The organism is Candidatus Alistipes pullistercoris, assembly GCF_027665465.1.
GTDB classification, from domain to species: Bacteria; Bacteroidota; Bacteroidia; order Bacteroidales; family Rikenellaceae; genus Alistipes_A; species Alistipes_A hominis.
In genome coordinates, this window is sequence record NZ_JAQDED010000002.1 from 352,670 (window position 1) to 371,277 (window position 18,608).

Below are 18,608 nucleotides of genomic sequence, written 5' to 3' on the forward strand. Positions count from 1 at the left end.
CGACCGGTGGCTCGATTACGGCAAGGGGAGCCTGAAAAAGAGGATCGAAGAGCACATCCGGATGCAATAACGCATTCCGAACGGGACGACGTCATCCGTTTTTCGAAAGGAATCGGTATATTAGCGGTCGGAAACACGATCCGTTCACCGAAAAACGACCGAAATGTATATCGCACAACGCAAACGCAAAGAGAATATCGCCGAGTACATCCTCTATCTGTGGCAGTTGGAGGATTTGCTACGCGCCCTGCAGTTCAGTCCCGAAGCGATCTATTCGCAACTGGTGCAGAAAAGCGAACTGGACGAAGCCAAAAAACAGGAGGTTTTCTTCTGGTACATGGATCTGGTAAACCTGCTGCGCAAAGAAGGCAAGGAGGAAAACGGCCATCTGGAACACACCCTGCATCTGATCGACGATCTGGATAACCTGCACAAACAGTTGCTGACGCTGCCCGTCGGCGAGAAATACCGTGCGCTCTACGCCGCGGTAGCCCCCGAAATCCCGACGCTCAAAAGCAAACTCGGCAAACAGGACATCTCCGACGTGGAACTGTTCTTCCGGGCTCTGTATGCCGTTATGCTGTACCGGATCAAAGGCGATCGAAGCAAGGAGAACGACATCCGCAACGTCATCGGCCTGATCTCGCCGGCAGTCGCCGAACTGGCCACCGTGTTCCACGCCGCGGAACGCGGCGAAACCGACCTGTTCGGCCCGAAAAAATAACCCGAAACCCGCCGACCGTGATCCTTTCGACCGCCTACCTCGGAAACGTCCAGTACTACACCAAACTGCTGAGCGGCAAAGCCGTGATCGACCTGCACGAACACTACCGGAAACAGAGCTACCGGAACCGTTGCGATATCCTGACGGCCAACGGCACGAGCCCGCTGATCGTCCCGGTGCTTCAACCTTCGGGCCTGAAAAAACCGACCCGGGACATCCGGATCGATTCGTCGAAAAAATGGCAGCACCAACACTGGCAGACGATCGTATCGGCCTACAGGAGTTCACCCTATTTCGTTCACTACGAAGAACGGTTCGCTCCATTCTACCGGAAGCGTTACGAATTCCTGGCCGATCTGAATGCGGAATTGCAGCAAACGGTATTCGACCTGTTACAAACAGAGCCGGAGGTCGGATATTCAGAAAGTTACCTGCCGTGCCCGGCCCCCGCCGAAGATTTCCGGGACACGCTGTCCCCGAAACCGGGCCTGCAACGCCCCGATCCGGCATTCCGGCCCGCAACCTATTACCAGGTTTTCGCCGAACGCTACCCTTTCGCAGCGAACCTGTCGATCATCGACCTGCTGTTTTGCGAAGGGCCGGCCGCGACCGGGATCTTGCAGGACTCGACCGTACGTTAAGCCGTTCCGCCCCGGTCTATAATACCCGGATGTCGGCATAGTCGATACCCGTATCGCTACGGGCTTCCAGTGCGTTGACACCGCGTTTCAACTCGACGTTTTCCCACAAGAACACGCCGTTGGCGCCCGTTTTCTTTCCGAGCGAAGCGCCGTTGACCAGCAGTTCCACTTCCGGAGCATTCGAATAGACCCGGATCGTCTGGGTCGTTTTCACGCGCGGCGTCCAGCGCTTCTGCGCAATATAAACCATCGGTTCGGCCTTGTTCCAGTTGGCCTTATAGAAATAGAACGCATCCTTGCGGTACTTGCGGTCGAAAGTCACCAATCCCCGGTCGTCGATCCCGGTGCCCTCGCCCCAGTCGCGCCCGGCCGCCCCGTAATCGAACATATTGGCCACGAACCAGCCCCACAGAAACGGCGACGCGTCGACCAGCGGAAAGTACTGCTCGTGCAGACTGGTCTGCCAGCGTTCCGGATGCCAGTTGCCGAGGTAGTTGGGCCGGTAGAGCGAATCTTCCTGATGATAGATCGAAGCCCCCGCTCCGTACGTGATCCCGGAACACAGGCTCCCCCACTTTTTCTGCAACTGCTCGAGCCATATCTTCAGATCGCCCGGCATCCCCTCCTTCCATCCGAACGGAAGATCCCAGACGATCAGGTCGGTCACGAAATTGATCGGGCCGTCCTGATTGCTTGTTGCCGTCGTCATCCGCGACGGGTCTTCCTGCATCGCCATCGCGTTGAGCCCTTTGATGTAGTCGGTCGGATCGTCGCCCCGCGGATCCTGATCCGAAAAAATACCCCAGAATACGACCGAAGGGTGGTTGAACTGCTGGAAAATCATTTCGTAAAGCTGCTGCTCGCCGTTGCGGCGGAAATCGTCCGTATGGATATACCCCTTATCGGTCATATAAGCCGGCCCGATAAACGGCATTTCGCTCCAGACCAAGATCCCGCGGCGGTCGCACTCGTCGTAAAAGCCCGGATGATGCGGATAACCGGCAGCCCGGACGGCATTGGCGCCCATCTCGGTAATCAGATCCAGATCCTCTTTGATCTGGTACTGTTTCAACGCGATCCCCACCGACGCCCGGTCTTCGTAATGCACCACGCCGTGAATCCGATACGGACGGCCGTTCAGCAGGAATCCCTGCTTCGGATCGACGCTGAAAAAGCGCAGTCCGAGCGGCACCGTAACCTCGTCGCACACGCGTCCTTCGTCGGCCAGCTGCACGCGCACGGTATACATATACGGATTCTCGACGCCATCCCACAACGTCGGATTTCCTACGATCACCGGTACGGTCGCCGATCCCCGACCGTCCCCCGCGATTTTGACTTTCGCACCTTGCACGACCACCGTATCGCGGTTCGGCGTTTCGACGGCCAGATTGACCGTAAGGGTCTTACCGGCCGCGCCGCGCACCCTCACGACCGTCTCCAGATCGGCTTTCTCGCGGGAGACCTCTTTCTGGTGGACATAAACGCCCTCAGACGCGTAATCGTCCACGGCGATATGCGACGGATCGGTTACGATCAGTTCGACATCGCGGTACAATCCCCCGTAAACGTTGATGTCCCCGGCGGTCGGAAGCACGTCGAGCCGCGGAGCGTTATTGACGATCACCCACAGCGAGTTGTTCTCGCCGTATTTCAAGTAATCGGTCAGATCGAACGTGAATGCGCTGTAACCGCCCCGGTGTTCGCCGACATAGCGCCCGTTGACGATCAGGTCGGCCACGGTTCCGGCCCCGCCGAAGCGGACGAAAATCCGCCGACCGGCCCACTCTTTCGGTACGGCGATATCTTTCATGTAATTGCCTACCCCCCGGAAATAGTCGTTCCGGCCGCTCAGGGCGTCGTTGTTCCACATGTGCGGCAGGTTCACGCCCTGCGCCCGGTCGCTGGAACCTTCGGTATGGCTGAAAAAACGCCAATCCCTGTTTATATTAATCACGTCTCTTGCAGACAATTGCGTCAGCATAAACACCCCTGCGATCAAAATCCAGATTCTTTTCATATGCGTTGCATTTGAGAGCAAATTTAATAAATAACGAATAAATCCCTATATTTGGTACAAATATTCGGCCGTCCCGTCTTCCGGCGCCGTCCGGAAATACGGGAACCGGGCCGATCGCCGGGCAGCCCGCAGCCGGATACGGAACACGGACGCACGAGAACGCAAGCATGAACGGATTCGATATCATCCTGGGCATTCCATTGCTCTACGCCGCATACAGGGGATTCCGCGAAGGAATCATCGTGCAACTGGGCGGAATCGCGGGACTCTTCATCGGAGTCTATTTCGCATTCCGCCACAGCAGCGCGGTAGGCCAATGGCTGCATACCGATCCGCCGATCGCCGCAGCCGTCGGATTCGTCGTAATACTGCTGGCGGTACTGTTGGTCATGGCGCTGTTGGGACACCTGATCAAAGGAATTTTCAAACTCGCCGGACTCGGCCCGATCGACGCGATCGGCGGCATTCTGCTGGGCGTGTTCAAAATGGCCGTCATTCTCAGCCTGTTGCTATATGCGTTCGAAACCGTCAACAGCACGACCCGATGGGTCGAAAACGACCGTTACACCGAAGCCGCGCTCTACAAGCCGGTACGGAGCACGACCGCGCTGCTTTTCCCGTACCTCGACCTGATGAAAAACAAAATAACCGGCAATAACGACTGACGCCTATGGAATCCGCACGTTCGGCATTGGTAATCAAAAGTACCGGAAGCTGGTACACGCTGCGCGACGACGCGTCGGGGCAGACCGTAACCTGCCGCATCCGCGGGAATCTCAGGCTGAAAGGAAGCCGCACGACCAATCCGGTCGTGGTGGGCGACCGCGTCGAATACGAACAGCCGGAAGGAGCGACGGGCGTCGTCACGAAAATCCTGCCGCGGCGCAATTACATCATCCGCCGCGCATCGAACCTGTCGAAAGAGTCGCACATCATCGCCGCGAACGTCGATCAGGCCTTTCTGGTCGTGTCGCTCTTCCTGCCGTCCACCAACTGCGAGTTCATCGACCGCTTTCTGGTCACGGCGGAAGCCTACCGCATTCCCGTCACGCTGCTGCTGAACAAATGCGACCTCTACGCGACCGATGCATTGCAGGACGCCCAGACCGAATTTCTGAAAATTTACCGGTCGGCGGGATACGAAGTAATCGAGCTGTCGGCGACGCAGCAGACCGGCATCGACGCGTTCAAAAAAATGTTACCGGGAAAAACGTCGCTGCTCTCGGGCAATTCGGGCGTCGGCAAATCGACGCTGATCCGGGCGATCGACCCGTCGCTGGACATCCGCATCGGCGCGGTATCGGCCAGCAGCAGCAAAGGAAAACATACGACGACCTTTTCGGAAATGTACCCGCTCGCCGGAGGCGGCTACCTGATCGACACGCCGGGCATCAAGGGATTCGGACTGATCGACATCGAAAACGACGAGATATGCCGCTATTTCCCGGATCTGTTCCGTTACGCCCCCCGGTGCGGCTACTACAACTGCACGCATACCCACGAACCCGCCTGCGCGGTGCGGGAGGCGTTGCGCGCCGGAGAGATCGGCCTCTCCCGTTACGAAAGCTACCTCAAACTGTTGGACGATGACCAAAAATACCGAAAATAACGACGGACTGCTGGCCCGCAAGATCGAATACATTTCCGGTTTCATGCTGCCGGAACGGGCCGAAGTGCTGCGCGCCACGCTCGCCCGCCGGACCCGCTACATGACCGTATGCATGGAAAATACGTTCCATCCGCAGAACGCCAGCGCGCTGGTGCGCAACTGCGAAGCGTTCGGCATACAGGATATCCACACGGTCGAAGCGCTGTGCAAGTTCTCGCCGAACGTCAACATCGTCCGGGGAACCGACAAGTGGGTCGATATCCACAAAACGGGAAGCACCGGCGATCTGATCGCCGCGCTGCGGGCAAAAGGCTACCGTATCGTAGCCACTTCGCCGCATACCGACGACCGTACGCCGGAAAATTTCGACGTGACCGCCGGACGGTTCGCGCTGTTTTTCGGCACGGAGCACGCCGGCATCAGCGACGAAGTAATGCGCTGTGCCGACGAATTCATCCGCATCCCGATGTGCGGATTCGTCGAAAGCCTCAACGTCTCGGCATCGGCGGCGATCCTGCTGTACACGCTGTCGACGCGGCTCCGGGAGTCGTCCGTCGACTGGCGGATTCCGGAAGACGAGCGGGACGAAATCCTGCTGCGTTGGATGAAAACGACCGTCCGGGACGCCGAACGGATCATGAAACGGGGCGGTTTCTGAGTTCTCTGAAAACAAACAAAGCACGGCTGCGGGAACGTTTTCCGCGGCCGTACTTTTTACTCTTTCCTGATATTATGCTTCGGGAACTTCGATCAACAAGACACGCGCCTTCTCCTTCGCATGAATTTCGAAACGGTCCATTTCGCTGACGCCGAGCCCGTCGCGCGGCGATAGCGACTGTCCGGCCACCTCGACTTCCCCGTCGATTACGAACACGTAAACCCCGAAACTGCCGGGCGATTTGAGCGCATACTCCGCGCGCGTACCCGCTTCGAGCTCTCCCCACGAGAACCAAGCCTGCTGGTAAATCCACAGCCCGCCGTGTCCGTCGCCCGGATAAGGCGAGACGATCACGCAGAGCTCGTTCGGACGGATCAGGTCGGAAATCACGGCATTTTCGTAGCGGGGTTTCACGCCTTCCCGATCGGGGAATACCCATATCTGAAGAAATTCGACATTTTGCTCGCGGCTCTGGTTGTATTCGCTGTGGTGCAGCCCGGTGCCGGCGCTCATCACCTGGATTTCGCCGGTGGTGATCGCCGAAACGTTCCCCATGCTGTCTTTATGTTCGAGCGTCCCGCTCAGCGGGATCGAAACGATCTCCATCTCGCGGTGCGGATGCAGGTCGAACCCCATTCCCGGAGCGACCGCGTCGTCGTTCAAAACCCGCAACGCCCCGAAATGGATGCGCGCGGCATTGTAATAACTCGCAAAACTGAACGTATGGTGGGTCTTCAGCCATCCGTGATCGAAATAACCCCGCGTAGGAGCTTTGTGCAACAGTATATTCATAATTCTGAAATATTAATATTCAATATATAACCTGTCAACTATCAAATAGTTTGCCAACTTTAACATTCACGCCGGCCGCACGCCTCCGCTCCAGGTAACGTTCGGTCAGCCTCGAAACGGCATAACGATCCAGCTCCGCTTCCGGCACCCTCAGAAAGCCGGACAGCGAATCCGGAATCCGCTCCAGTTCGATCTCCTGAAAGCAAGCGTAAATAATCCGGTGCGACAGTACGTGCCGCGGCATCGCCGTCCGTTCCCCGATCCGCATCCGCCGTTCGCCGCCGAACCACGCTTTCCATGCGGAAGTCCGCTGCAACGCGTCGAACTCGGTCTCCGCATCGGTCTCGATCAGCGGAAATTCGTACAGGTTGCGCCAGATATCCTTCTCGGTACGCTGCCGCAACAACAATGTCCCGTCGCAGCGGATGCACAAGTAATTGAAGTAACGCGGCCGCACGGCCGCTTTGCCGCGTTTCACCGGACGCCGGCCAACCGTGCCGTGCGCCTGCGCCAGACAGCGGTCGGCCAGCGGACACGCCCCGCAATCGGGACGCTGCGGCACGCATTGCAGAGCTCCGAACTCCATCGTAGCCTGGTTCTGCAGGCCCGGACGTACCGGATCGAGCAACGACTGCGCCAATTCGGCGAAGTAGCGTTTGCCCGCCGCATCGTCCACCGGCAAATCCACGTCGTACACGCGGGAAAGCACCCGATAAACATTGCCGTCGACCGCCGCATAAGGCAGCTCGTAAGCGAACGAACAGATCGCGGCAGCGGTATAATCCCCCACCCCGCACAGCGAACGCACCGCCTCGTAGTCCTCCGGAAACCGGCCTCCGAAACGCGCCATGATGTCTTTCGCTGCGGTATGCAGGCTCCGCGCGCGGCTGTAATAGCCGAGTCCCTGCCACAGTTTCAGCACCTCGTCCTGCGGAGCTTCGGCCAGCGAGCGCACGTCCGGAAAACGGGCGACGAACCGGCGGAAGTAATCCAGTCCCTGCGCCACGCGGGTCTGCTGTAAGATAACCTCCGACAACCAGATCAGATACGGATCGGACGTTTCGCGCCACGGCAATCGGCGGTGATTGTCCGCATACCAGCGGATCAGTATGTCTGCGAAACCGTCCGTCATCCGATCAGGTCGGCCGTCACGGCCCGCGTAAAACGAATCAGATCGCCGGGAGCCAGCTTCAACTGCAATCCCCGCACCCCGGCGCTGACATAAATCGTATCGTAATCGAGGCAACTGCGATGAATAAACGTCGGAAACCCTTTTTTCATCCCGACGGGCGAACATCCGCCGCGGATATATCCCGTTACCGGCAGCAGTTCCTTCATGTGCAACATCTCGACGCGTTTGTTGCCGGACGCCTGCGCGGCGGCTTTCAGGTCGACCTCGGCATCGCCGGGAATCACGCACACCAGAATCCCGTTGCGATCGCCGCGCAACACCAGCGTCTTGAACACCTGGCCGACCGGCTCGCCGAGCTCTTCGGCGACGTGCGCGGCGGCCAGATTCTCTTCGTCCACCCGGTAAGGGATCAACTCGTAGGCGATCTTCGCCCGGTCGAGCAGGCGGGCGGCATTGGTTTTATTGATTTTTACGGACACGGCTTACGACTCTTTCGCACGAAGGTAAAACTTATTCGTCGAAAATCGAAAACAGGCGTACCGATTCCGGTATTAAAGTTGTATCTTGGAGGGTGTTTTTCACCGAGTACAAACCTTTAAATTTTAAAATTATGGATAATTGGAAAATCACGTTCGGGGGCAAACCCATGACGCTCGTGGGCAAACACCTCGCCGCCGGAGACCGGGCTCCGCTTTTCGAAGTAATCGATCAGAACCTGCAGCCCGTATCGCTGACGCAATACAAAGACAAAACGGTCGTCATCAGCGTATTCCCGTCGGTGGACACTTCGGTCTGCGCCCTGCAAAACATCCGTTTCAACCGCGAAGCCACCAAACTGGACGGCGACGTGGCGATCCTGTCGCTATCGGTCGACCTGCCGTTCGCGCAAAAACGTTTCTGTGCCGCCGAGAACATCGACAACGTGTACGTCTATTCGGACTACCGCGACCTGGACTTCGGCATGAAGTACGGATTCGTCATCAAAGAACTGCGGTTGCTGTCGCGCGGAGTCGTCGTGATCGATAAGAAAGGGCTGATCCGCTACATCGAATACGTGCCGGAAGTGACGCACGAACCCGATTACGAAGCCGCGCTGAAAGTGGTCAGGGAGTTGAAATAGCCGGATTTCCCGGTTCCGTGCAAAAACCGCGGGAAGGTCGCCGTCAACGGTCGCCTTCCTGCGGTTTTACGATGATAAAGGAAGGCAGCGCATGCAACAGCGCCCGTTCGTTGCGCAGGATGTACTGCCAGGCGGAATAGCTGATCAATACCAATTGCTTGCCTTTCAGCCGCGCGGCCAGTGGTTCCTGCGGATCGCCTATCGTAAAACGACCGGATTTGCCTGCGGAATCTTTGTCCAGGAACGGGGAGTCGCCGTTGACCGAACTCAGTTCCACCCGCAGCCGGTCGGACATCGACCCAACCAGCGACAGCAGGCTCCGGTCGCGCTCGTCGCGCAGGATCACGCCGGCGTCGGTAACGGAGTCGATGTCGCGGTTCACGAAGACTCCGAAAGCGGAGTGCATATTCTGGAACAACACGCGGATCTTGTCCTGCGTCAGTCCCGGCGACAACCATTTGCCGCCCTTCGACAGCAGGGCGTTCAGCCGACGCGGCGGATCGAGATAACTGCGTAGGAAAGCCGGCCCTACGCCCGTCAGCACGAAATCGTAATGTTCGTCGTCGGCCAGCGCGCAAAGGTCTTCGGTATAGTGGTCGGTAACGCGGTAACGCATATCCACCCGCAACCCGAGACGTTTGGCCTCGGGCTCGAGCAGGCTGAAACTCTCTTTCGAATAGTCGCTCGCATTGAGCGGGTTGGTCTCGGTGCCTATCGTATAGTGGATCGCCGTCACCTTAGCGTCTTTCAGCACACGACCGTACAGCAGGCGCACCAATTTCAGGAACAGCGGCCCGCTTTCGGGATTGGCGAACGAAATCAGGATACGCGGATGCCCGTTGCGGGTCGGCCTCACCTTGCGCGATTTATACCCCGCGATCTTTTCGATCAGCGCCAGCAGCGGCGTAGCCATAAAGGTCGTGAACAGCGCCATGATCACGAAAATCACGAACAGCGACGACGGGATGATCCCCATCTCGTAACCGATGTTCAGCACAATCAGTTCCATCAGTCCGCGCGTATTCATCAGCACGCCGATCGACAGGCTGTCCTTCCACGACTCGCCGACCAACCGGGCCGAGAACGTGGCGCCGATCATCTTACCGGCGATCGACACGACGATGAACAGCGCGCAGATTCCCCACAGGTGAGGCGTATTCAGCAGGCCGATCTCCGTACGCAAACCCGTAAAGACGAAAAACAGAGGCAGAAAAAGCACTAATGCGACATCCTCGATCTTCTCGGTCATCACACGGCGGAAACTCAGGTTCGCCGGCATAACCACCCCGGCCAGGAAAGCGCCGAACAGCGCATGGATCCCGAGGATTTCGGTAATGTAGGACGAAATGATCAGCACCAGAAAAATAAAGGCGACCAGCGTTTTGCTGACCGTCTCCTGTTTGTTATAAAACTCCCCGATCTTGCGCAGGAAAGGCTTGACCAGGTAGAACATGAACAAAATATACAGCGCCGTCAGCACGATGGTGAAAAACGCGCTGGTCACGCTGCCGGCCCGGGCCACGGCGATCACCGCCGCCAGCAGGCACCATGCCGTCACGTCGTTGTTGGCGGCGCTGGCGATCGCCAGCATCCCCATCGGCGTCTTGCTCAGATTCCGCTCCTGAACGATCCGCGCCAGCACCGGAAACGCCGTAATGCTGACCGAGATGGCCACGAACAGCGCGAAAGGCACGAACGAAGCGTGCCGCGCCCCGAACTCAGGATAGACCACATAGGCGAGCCCCATTCCCATCAGGAACGGCACGATGATGCTGGCGTGGCTGATGACCAGCGTTTCGCTGGCTTTGCGGCGGATGACGCCCAGGTCAAGCTCCATCCCGATTACGAACATAAAGAGCACCAAGCCGATCTGGCTGATGATATTGAGCGGAACGAGCGAATCGGGATCGAACAGAAAAGCGAACGTCTCGGGCGACAGGTGCCCGAGTACGGACGGTCCGAGCACGATACCGGCGACGATCTCGCCGATCACCCCCGGCTGCCCGAGGTATTTGAAAAGATAAGAAAAGATACGTACCGTGATCAGAATAGCGATGACCTGCAGCAGCAACAGCGACAGCGGGTGCTTCAGGTTTATCGTCAGCGTGTCGTACAGCAAGCCGACCGGCGAATCCTCCCCGGAAGGCGCCGCTCCCGGCCCGAGACCGTCGTAAGCATGACCCAAATGCACGATCCACAGCAGCAGCGCCGCAAACGCGGCAAGCATCAGCCCGTAGATTATGTAGTTGCGTTTTGCCTTCATAGACCTGTTCCGTCGGGATTCCCGTTCCAACAAAGGTAAGTTTATTTCGGAACTTTTACAAGGGCGAAATACTCCTTTTCGGACGAATCAACGGGAAGCGGAACCGCGTCCGGCCTCGGCTTCCAACTGCGCCCTCGACTTGCTGATCGTCACGATATACACCCCCGCGAACACCAGCAGCACGGCAACGCCCTTGAGCCATCCGAACGTATCCATTCCCAGCGAAACGGCGACCAGCGTGGCGACCAGCGGCTGCACGTAATTGTAGGAACTGGCCACCGTCGGGCGCAGGTTCTTCTGGCCGATCGGCATCAGCAGGTAGGCCAGGAACGTGGCGCCCAGCACGACGTAAGCGATCTGGGCGTAATCCGCCCAGCCGAGTTCCGCCCAGCCGACCGCCTTCAGGTCGGAGTAACCGAACGGCAGGCAGCACGCCGTCGCATAGAGAAACATCCATTTCATCAACGTAACCGGCGAATAGCGGCTAATTAGTTTTTTGAATACCACGAAATAGGTCGCAAACGACAATTGGGCGAAAAGACACAGCAGGTCGCCGGAAACGGAACCGCTGCCCGTCCGGCCGGAAACCAGGTGCGCGCCCGAAAGGATCAGCAGCAGCGCGCCGGCGGCGCCGACGACGACACCCAGGATTTTCTTGCCGGTGATCGGTTCCCGCAGGTACAACGCGGCAATGACCATCACGAAGATCGGCGTGGTAGTGGTCACGACGCTGGCGTCGATCGGCGAGGTCTTGGACACGCCGAGCACATAGGTTCCCTGATTCAGCACGATCCCGAGCAACGACGCGAAGAAAAACAGCAGCAGGTCGCGCGGCGGCACGTGCTCGCGGCGCGTAAACAGCGACGCGATCCAGAACACGACGGCTCCTCCGCCCATCCGCATCATCGTCAGCGCATAAGCGCTGACGAGTCCCGTCCCGAACAGCGATTTCGAAACGGGCGCGAGCAGGCCGAACGTAATGCACGCCCCGAGCATCGCGGCATGTCCCCTGAAATTTTTATCTTCGATTAAATTCGACATTCGAAACCAAAATTAAAAAACAAAGTAGGACAAAACCGGCGAAAATCGAACGCTCCCAACGGCATTCCGGCTTCCGCACCGACGGAATCGGTCTCAACGGACCATCAATCGTCTGATTTACAACCTCCGTAGCGCCATCCCGCTGCAAATTTAGCCAATTTCCGGGAAACCGGACGGATCGACCGCAAAAAGAATTCCATACCCGTCTGCCCATCGAGCCGATCGTACTCCGTTCCGACGTCTTTCCCAGCGAGTCGCCCTCCCTCCCAGACCGTTCCGCACTCCGTTTCCGCGCCTTTTCGCAACCCTAATTTCCGCCCGCAAGTCGTTTTCCGTTTCCCGGGCTCCGGATTCGAAACGCGTCATATCGTTTGCGTTTATCCGCCGTTTTACCTGTTTCGGCACAATCTGCCGGAGCGAACAAAGGCAATCTTTTTTCGAGACTCGTTTTTCGACGGCAATCCTCAAAAAAAATCAAAAAAAGCATTACCTTTGCGATCCGCTTTTTTTTCGCACAAAAATCGACTGCCGAACAACAATCGCTTTTCCCGATGAAACCGACCTACAAACAGATTTGGCTCATTACCTATCCGATCCTGATCAGCCTGCTGATGGAGAACCTGATCGGACTGACCGACACCGCTTTCCTGGGCCGCGTCGGAGAAGTGGAACTGGGCGCTTCGGCGCTCGCGGGAGTCTATTACATGGCTATTTTCATGATCGGGTTCGGGTTCAGCATCGGAACGCAGATTCTGATCGCACGGCGGAACGGCGAAAAAGCGTACGCGGATATCGGCCCGCTGCTGCAACAGGGAATCCTGTTCCTGTTGCTGCTGGCTGCCGTCATGTTCGTCGTCTCGCGGACGTTCACGCCGGTCGTGCTGCGCTGGATCATCGACTCCGGCCCGGTCTGCGACGCGGCGATCAGCTATACGAACTGGCGCGTTTACGGCTTTTTCTTCTCGTTCGTCGCCGTTATGTTCCGGGCGTTCTACGTCGGCACGACCAATACGAAGATACTCACGGCCAATTCGGTCACGATGGTGCTGACCAACGTGGCGCTGAACTACGCGCTGATCTTCGGTAAATTCGGACTTCCGGCCATGGGCATCGCCGGAGCCGCTATCGCATCGTCGGCCTCGGAACTGGCTTCGGCGCTCTTTTTCATCCTCTACTCGTGGCTGAAAACCGACCACCGCAAATACGGGCTGTTCCGGTTCGCCCGTCCCCGTCCCCGGCTGCTCGGACGGATGCTGAACGTCTCGGTGTGGACGATGCTGCAATCCTTCGTCTCGGTCGCCACGTGGTTCCTGTTCTTTCTCGCGGTCGAACACCTCGGCGAGCGGCCGCTGGCCGTCAGCAACATCGTACGCAGCATATCCGGGATTATCTTCATGGCGGTCAGCGCCTTCGCCTCGACCGCCAGTTCGCTCGTGAGCAACCAGATGGGAGCGGGACAGCAAACGCTCGTAATGCCTACCGTCCGTCGGATCGTCGGCATGTGCTACCTGACGATCGCTCCCGCGGCTCTGCTGTTCGCGCTGTTTCCGACCGCCGTACTGCGTATTTACACCGACAGCATCCCGCTGATCGACAGCTCGGTGTCTTCGTTGTGGGTCATGCTGTCGGCTTACCTGCTGACCGTGCCGGCGATCATCCTGTTCAACACGGTTTCGGGAACGGGAAACACCCGCTCGGCGCTGGCGCTGGAAATGACGACGCTGCTGATCTATATCCTCTATACGCTCTACGTAGTGATCTACCTGCAGGCCGACGTCGCGGTCTGTTGGACGACGGAGCACGTATACGCGATCGTAATGTTGTTGCTGGCCTGCCGATACCTGAAAAAAGCCGACTGGCAGCACAAAAAAATATAAAGCCATGAAAATCGTCACCTACAACGTCAACGGACTGCGCAGCGCGCTGTCGAAAGGACTGACCGACTGGATCGCCGCCGAACGGCCCGACATCCTGTGCCTGCAGGAGACCAAGGCGCAGCCGGAGCAGATCCCGACCCTCGAACTGGAAGCGCTGGGATACCGTTGCTATTTCTTCTCGGCCGTCAAAAAAGGGTACAGCGGCGTGGCGATCCTGACCCGCCGGGAACCCGACCGCGTGGCGGCGGGCATGGGTATCGAAAAATACGATGCGGAAGGGCGTTTCCTGCGCGCCGACTACGGCGAGCTGTCGGTCGTCAGCGTCTATCACCCGTCCGGAACTTCAGGCGACGAACGCCAGGCGTTCAAAATGCAGTGGCTCGAAGATTTTCAGCGATACGTATCGGAACTCGTAAAAGAGCGGCCGCAGTTGATCCTGTGCGGCGACTACAACATCTGCCACCGGCCGATCGACATCCACGACCCGGTGCGCAATGCCTCGAGCAGCGGTTTCCTGCCCGAAGAACGCGAATGGATGAGCCGCTTCCTGGACAGCGGCTTCATCGACACGTTCCGGCTGTTCAACCACGAACCGAATCAGTACACCTGGTGGAGTTTCCGCGCCAACGCGCGGGCGAACAACAAAGGCTGGCGGATCGACTACGCGATGGCGTCCGAAGCGGCGCGCCCGCTGCTAAAAAACGCCTGGCTGCTGCCCGACGTGCGCCATTCGGACCACTGCCCGGCCGTACTGGAGATTACGATCTGAAAATCCCAGCACCATCCCCAAAAAACTCATATTATTTGCATTTAATTATATTTATTATTACATTTAAAAATACGCTTTGTTTAAACCATGAACTATATCGTCATGAAAAAAGACTTTATTATTTATTCCATTATTCGCAGGCATTGTCGCTATCAGCGCTGTAACCTTTACAAAAAATGCGGACGTAAAAACTATTTTCGCTTCGAATCCTGAAGCTATGACACAAATCGAAAGCGGCGATAGTTATACAGGATGTGTTGTAGGAGGGGGATCGGAGGCACCTGAATACGTATTGTATTGTGGAACTTGTGATATGTACCACGTAAGCAGAGGCGGAGACGGCCTTTGCAAAAAACAATAATATTTCAATCTTAATTCAAGACAAAGTACCTTATTAAGGTACTTTGTCACATTACGCCTCATCCATGAAATCATTCAAAACGATTATCGGCATAATGGGGATGGTTCTTTTATGCGGATGCAATAACCGGCATCGACACGTTATTCTGCCGATCGAAAAACCAGAACTATTACGGGTCGAAGATTCCGTACGAATCGAAAACAATTGCGCCTACGACATGGCTTTATACGATTCGGCGATCGTCCTCGTCAATTATTGCGGACGGAAATTCTTCAGCCTTTTCGAAACGAAGTCGCTGAAACCGATATGCTCATTCGGAACGAAAGGAAAAGGCCCGAACGAATTTCAGATGCCGCAACGCGACCGTTCGACAGGTTCCGCCGAAGATTCCGTTCTCGGGATCTACGATGCGCATCTGGTCTTTACGAAAGAGATCCACGTGCGATCTTTACTGCGCGACACGGCTGTTCTCAATATCCAAGGAGAACATACCTACAAAGCCTTACGATACAACAAAGATATCAACCGCCTGAACGATACGTTATACGCAGGAATTTTAGCAGACGCTCCCCTGGGCCCCGTTGCAATTTACGACACGAAAAACGATCAAACCTTGTGGGGGGAATACGACCTGGGGTTCGCAATGCCCGTAAAGGCTAATCCTTACGGGATATGCTACGGTTTCCTATGCGCTAACCCGGGGAAAGGGATCATGGCGAGAGCCTATAAATACCTGGACATGATCCAACTATTCTCCCAGGAAGGTCGTCTTGTGAAAAGCATTTGCTTCTCTGAACCGCAATTACCCATTTTGAACACGCAGGGGAATTGGCCGGAATCGTCCGCCGTAAACTATGCGCTCGGGTTATTCGGCACGCCCGATCGCTTTTTCGTGCTGCGCTACACGAATCCTTACGGCGAAATCAAAAACAGAACCGCCACGCCGACGATCCTCGCTTTCGACTGGGACGGCCGCCTGACCGCCGCTTACGACTGCCCACGCTCGATCACGCAGTTTTGCGTAGACGAAACCGGTAAAAAAATATACGGCTTGCTCGATATGCCGGACATCGAGCATACGCAACTTTACCGGTTTTCTTACTAAATGCCGAACACGCCATGAAGAACGCATTCATCGTAGGCATGATATTGCTGAATGCCTTTTTGCTTTATGCATTGATCCGGACCGGATCGGCCGCAAAACAACGGATGATCGCCGGCGCAGACACCTCGGTCTGTGCGATGGAAAAATGGGACATCAGGGAGAGTACGCTGTTGAGCGTCCGGTATGCAGGCCGCCCGTTTTTCATTTCGGACAGCGCGCGGGCGTTGCTGGCCCCCTATTCGGCCGACTCGTCGAAACTGTTCGTGCGCATACAATTCCCTTCCTGCGAACGCTGCATATCACAACTCGTCCGAAGCCTGAAAAGAAACGAAAACCGGTTGGGTACGACAAATATAATTCTGGTCACCGAATTCCACGACGACGACGAGGTCGCCGAATTCGTTCGGAGGTACGACCTCGGCGGGTTCCGTTTGTTCAATATCCCGGAGTTGGAACTGTGTCTCGACCTGAAAAACTTTATCGGCTCGTATATGTTCACATTATCGCCGGACTTCCGCGCAGAGAATCTGCTGGTTTGCTCCAAACACAACGATTACATGCACGACGACTATTTCACCCAACTGCCGGGACGGGCGGAATAATGAATCATATATTTCCTATTTTTACCGCTGAATGGAGCAGCGGAAGATCATACACATCGACATGGATGCGTTCTACGCGTCGGTCGAACAGCGCGACCACCCCGAATACCGGGGCCGTCCGTTGGCCGTAGGCCGTCCCGAAGGCCGCGGCGTGGTCGCCGCGGCCAGCTACGAGGCGCGGCGCTACGGCATCCGTTCGGCCATGCCGTCCGTTACGGCCCGAAGGCTGTGTCCCGAATTGATTTTCATTCCCGGACGGATGGAAGTCTACCGCGAAGTGTCGCGGCAGATTCACCGGATTTTCCGCGAATACACCGACCTGGTCGAGCCGATCGCATTCGACGAAGCTTTTCTGGACGTTACCCGGAACAAAAAGGGAATCCCGCTGGCGGTGGACGTCGCCCGGGCCGTCAAACGACAAATCCGCGACGAACTGGGACTGGTCGCATCGGCCGGAGTATCCTACAATAAATTTCTCGCCAAGATCGCTTCGGACTACCGGAAACCGGACGGACTCTGCACGATCCATCCCGACCGCGCCGCCGCTTTCATCGCGCGCCTGCCGATCGAAGCGTTCTGGGGGATCGGCCGCGTCACGGCACGCAAGATGCACGAAATGGGAATCCACGACGGCGCTGCGCTGCGAGAGTGCCCGCCGGATTTTCTGACCGAACGGTTCGGAAAAGCAGGACGCCTTTATTACGAATTCGCCCACGGCATCGACCTGCGACCGGTGGAAGCGAGCCGCGTCCGCAAATCGGTCGGATGCGAAACCACCTTCCCGTACGACCTGACCTCGTTCGACGCGATGACGGACGAACTGTATAAACTCGCCGCCAAACTGAACGGGCGTCTCGACCGGGCCGGATTTCGCGGCAATACGCTGACGTTGAAAATCAAATTCGCCGATTTCCGGCTGCAAACCCGCAGCCTGAGCCCGGGATACGAGCTGTTCGCATCGGCCGAAATTTTCCCGCTGGCGACTGCGCTGCTGCGCGATGCCGGCATCGAAGGACATCCGGTACGGCTGCTCGGCCTGTCGGTCGGAAACCCGACCCACCCGGTGCAGCACGAACTGTACCGGCAGTTGAGCCTCGACCTCTGACTGTCATGTTACAGGTCGTATTTCAGCAAGTCGCGCATCGAAATCACTTTACATTTGCGCTCCTTCAACATGCTCAATAATTTTTCGAAATTCTCGGGCGAAGTGCTGACGAAATCGTGCGCGAGGTCGGGCACCCCGTGCAGGCAGAAAATCACGACCTGCCCGTCGCGGGCCTCGTCCAGCGCTTTTTCGAAAAATTCGGGCGTCTCGAACCGCGCGTCGACCACGCCGTAACTCGGCATCAGCATTTTATCCGACACTCCTTTCACATAAGGCTTATCCCCGCCGTGACGGGCCAGCTTATAGCCTCGCTCTTTCAGGACGGCGATCCCCTCCGGACTGTTGTCGTAACCGGGATAAGCGTAAGTCACCGGGCGCGGAATGCCGTACAACGCGCATTTATCTTCGATGTAGGCCGTTTCCGAACCGATCTGCTTACGGGTCATTTGACTCATCTGCCCGTGACTGCGGCTGTGGTTCCCGATCTCGAAGCCCATTTCGTCCAACTCCCGGATTTGATCCCAGCTCATATACTTGGTTTTGTCCTCGAAACCCGGAAATTCGCAAACGTAGAACGTCGCGCCGAATCCGTATTTATGCAGCAACGGAGCGACCACTTCCCGCTGGCCCGCCGTCGCATCGTCGAACGTCAGCACGACGATCCGGCCTTTCAACGGCTTCAGGCGTTTGGCCGTTTTTTCCGCTACCGCCGTCACCGCAATGACGACCGATAACAACAGTAAAAAAAATCGTTTCATCATCCATGCTATTTTTTGGAAAACCCGGCAC

The 18,608-nt window shown here is 57.0% G+C and carries 18 protein-coding genes; 11 read left to right on the forward strand and 7 right to left on the reverse strand.

All coding sequences use genetic code 11. The features are described from left to right. Positions 1-163 precede the first annotated feature (163 nt). Together PGR91_RS04795 and PGR91_RS04800 are read left to right on the forward strand one after the other, a co-directional pair. Positions 164-724 carry a DUF4924 family protein gene (locus PGR91_RS04795; protein ID WP_118656353.1) on the forward strand — a complete coding sequence of 187 codons (561 nt, stop codon included), beginning with the start codon at positions 164-166 and terminating at the stop codon, positions 722-724. 17 nt (positions 725-741) lie between these two features. After that, a complete protein-coding gene (locus PGR91_RS04800; protein ID WP_118656355.1) occupies positions 742-1,365 on the forward strand; it encodes a WbqC family protein in 624 nt (207 codons plus the stop codon). Positions 1,366-1,381: 16 nt separating this feature from the next. Here the strand turns inward: PGR91_RS04800 and PGR91_RS04805 are convergent, their stop codons facing one another. Continuing rightward, on the reverse strand, positions 1,382-3,385 hold the full coding sequence (locus tag PGR91_RS04805) for a glycoside hydrolase family 2 protein (protein WP_118656357.1): 2,004 nt from the start codon (positions 3,383-3,385) through the stop codon (positions 1,382-1,384). 167 nt (positions 3,386-3,552) lie between these two features. Between PGR91_RS04805 and PGR91_RS04810 the strand changes: the two genes are divergently transcribed. From PGR91_RS04810 to PGR91_RS04820, 3 genes are read left to right on the forward strand one after another with little or no spacing between them, the layout of a single operon-like run. After that, on the forward strand, positions 3,553-4,050 hold the full coding sequence (locus PGR91_RS04810; protein ID WP_101571165.1) for a CvpA family protein: 498 nt from the start codon (positions 3,553-3,555) through the stop codon (positions 4,048-4,050). 5 nt (positions 4,051-4,055) lie between these two features. Beyond that, entirely contained in the window at positions 4,056-4,994 is a 939-nt protein-coding gene (gene rsgA / locus PGR91_RS04815) for a ribosome small subunit-dependent GTPase A (RefSeq protein WP_101571167.1), read from the forward strand. Continuing rightward, on the forward strand, positions 4,972-5,652 hold the full coding sequence (locus PGR91_RS04820; RefSeq protein WP_118656359.1) for a TrmH family RNA methyltransferase: 681 nt from the start codon (positions 4,972-4,974) through the stop codon (positions 5,650-5,652). Before rsgA ends, PGR91_RS04820 begins: the two co-directional genes overlap by 23 nt. Positions 5,653-5,724: 72 nt before the next feature. Here PGR91_RS04820 and PGR91_RS04825 read toward each other — a convergent pair whose 3' ends face one another. Genes PGR91_RS04825 through ybaK form a run of 3 tightly spaced genes read right to left on the reverse strand, consistent with a single transcriptional unit; the run spans position 5,725 to position 8,055 of the window. Continuing rightward, positions 5,725-6,444 carry a pirin family protein gene (locus tag PGR91_RS04825; protein WP_055201781.1) on the reverse strand — a complete coding sequence of 240 codons (720 nt, stop codon included), beginning with the start codon at positions 6,442-6,444 and terminating at the stop codon, positions 5,725-5,727. Positions 6,445-6,478: 34 nt separating this feature from the next. Beyond that, on the reverse strand, positions 6,479-7,576 hold the full coding sequence (gene mutY, locus PGR91_RS04830) for an A/G-specific adenine glycosylase (protein WP_055201783.1): 1,098 nt from the start codon (positions 7,574-7,576) through the stop codon (positions 6,479-6,481). Further along, on the reverse strand, positions 7,573-8,055 hold the full coding sequence (gene ybaK / locus PGR91_RS04835; protein WP_055201785.1) for a Cys-tRNA(Pro) deacylase: 483 nt from the start codon (positions 8,053-8,055) through the stop codon (positions 7,573-7,575). Before ybaK ends, mutY begins: the two co-directional genes overlap by 4 nt. A 131-nt stretch (positions 8,056-8,186) precedes the next feature. On the opposite strand from ybaK, the gene tpx reads away from it, so the two are divergent. Further along, positions 8,187-8,696 carry a thiol peroxidase gene (tpx, locus tag PGR91_RS04840; RefSeq protein ID WP_055201787.1) on the forward strand — a complete coding sequence of 170 codons (510 nt, stop codon included), beginning with the start codon at positions 8,187-8,189 and terminating at the stop codon, positions 8,694-8,696. Positions 8,697-8,739: 43 nt separating this feature from the next. On the opposite strand, the gene PGR91_RS04845 is transcribed toward tpx, so the two are convergent. Then, entirely contained in the window at positions 8,740-10,959 is a 2,220-nt protein-coding gene (locus PGR91_RS04845; RefSeq protein ID WP_101571174.1) for a cation:proton antiporter, read from the reverse strand. An 87-nt stretch (positions 10,960-11,046) separates the two neighbouring features. Beyond that, complete coding sequence (locus PGR91_RS04850; RefSeq protein ID WP_118656469.1) at positions 11,047-11,988, reverse strand: DMT family transporter; 942 nt, start codon at positions 11,986-11,988, stop codon at positions 11,047-11,049. A gap of 563 nt (positions 11,989-12,551) precedes the next feature. Here PGR91_RS04850 and PGR91_RS04855 point away from each other — a divergent pair. The 5 genes from PGR91_RS04855 (at position 12,552) to dinB (ending at position 17,819) form a co-directional block, all read left to right on the forward strand. Continuing rightward, positions 12,552-13,877 (forward strand): MATE family efflux transporter, encoded by a 1,326-nt coding sequence (locus PGR91_RS04855; RefSeq protein WP_118656471.1) that lies wholly within the window; start codon positions 12,552-12,554, stop codon positions 13,875-13,877. 4 nt (positions 13,878-13,881) lie between these two features. After that, positions 13,882-14,646: an exodeoxyribonuclease III gene (locus PGR91_RS04860; RefSeq protein ID WP_055201797.1), complete on the forward strand. Its 765-nt coding sequence runs from the start codon at positions 13,882-13,884 to the stop codon at positions 14,644-14,646. A gap of 578 nt (positions 14,647-15,224) precedes the next feature. Beyond that, positions 15,225-16,112 (forward strand): hypothetical protein, encoded by an 888-nt coding sequence (locus PGR91_RS04865; protein WP_147387388.1) that lies wholly within the window; start codon positions 15,225-15,227, stop codon positions 16,110-16,112. A 14-nt stretch (positions 16,113-16,126) separates the two neighbouring features. Beyond that, on the forward strand, positions 16,127-16,714 hold the full coding sequence (locus tag PGR91_RS04870; RefSeq protein ID WP_118656363.1) for a hypothetical protein: 588 nt from the start codon (positions 16,127-16,129) through the stop codon (positions 16,712-16,714). A 31-nt stretch (positions 16,715-16,745) separates the two neighbouring features. Next, positions 16,746-17,819, forward strand: a complete 1,074-nt coding sequence (dinB, locus tag PGR91_RS04875) for a DNA polymerase IV (protein ID WP_118656365.1) — start codon at positions 16,746-16,748, stop codon at positions 17,817-17,819. Positions 17,820-17,827: 8 nt separating this feature from the next. Here the strand turns inward: dinB and PGR91_RS04880 are convergent, their stop codons facing one another. Next, positions 17,828-18,580, reverse strand: a complete 753-nt coding sequence (locus PGR91_RS04880) for a polysaccharide deacetylase family protein (RefSeq protein ID WP_118656367.1) — start codon at positions 18,578-18,580, stop codon at positions 17,828-17,830. Positions 18,581-18,608 lie beyond the last annotated feature (28 nt).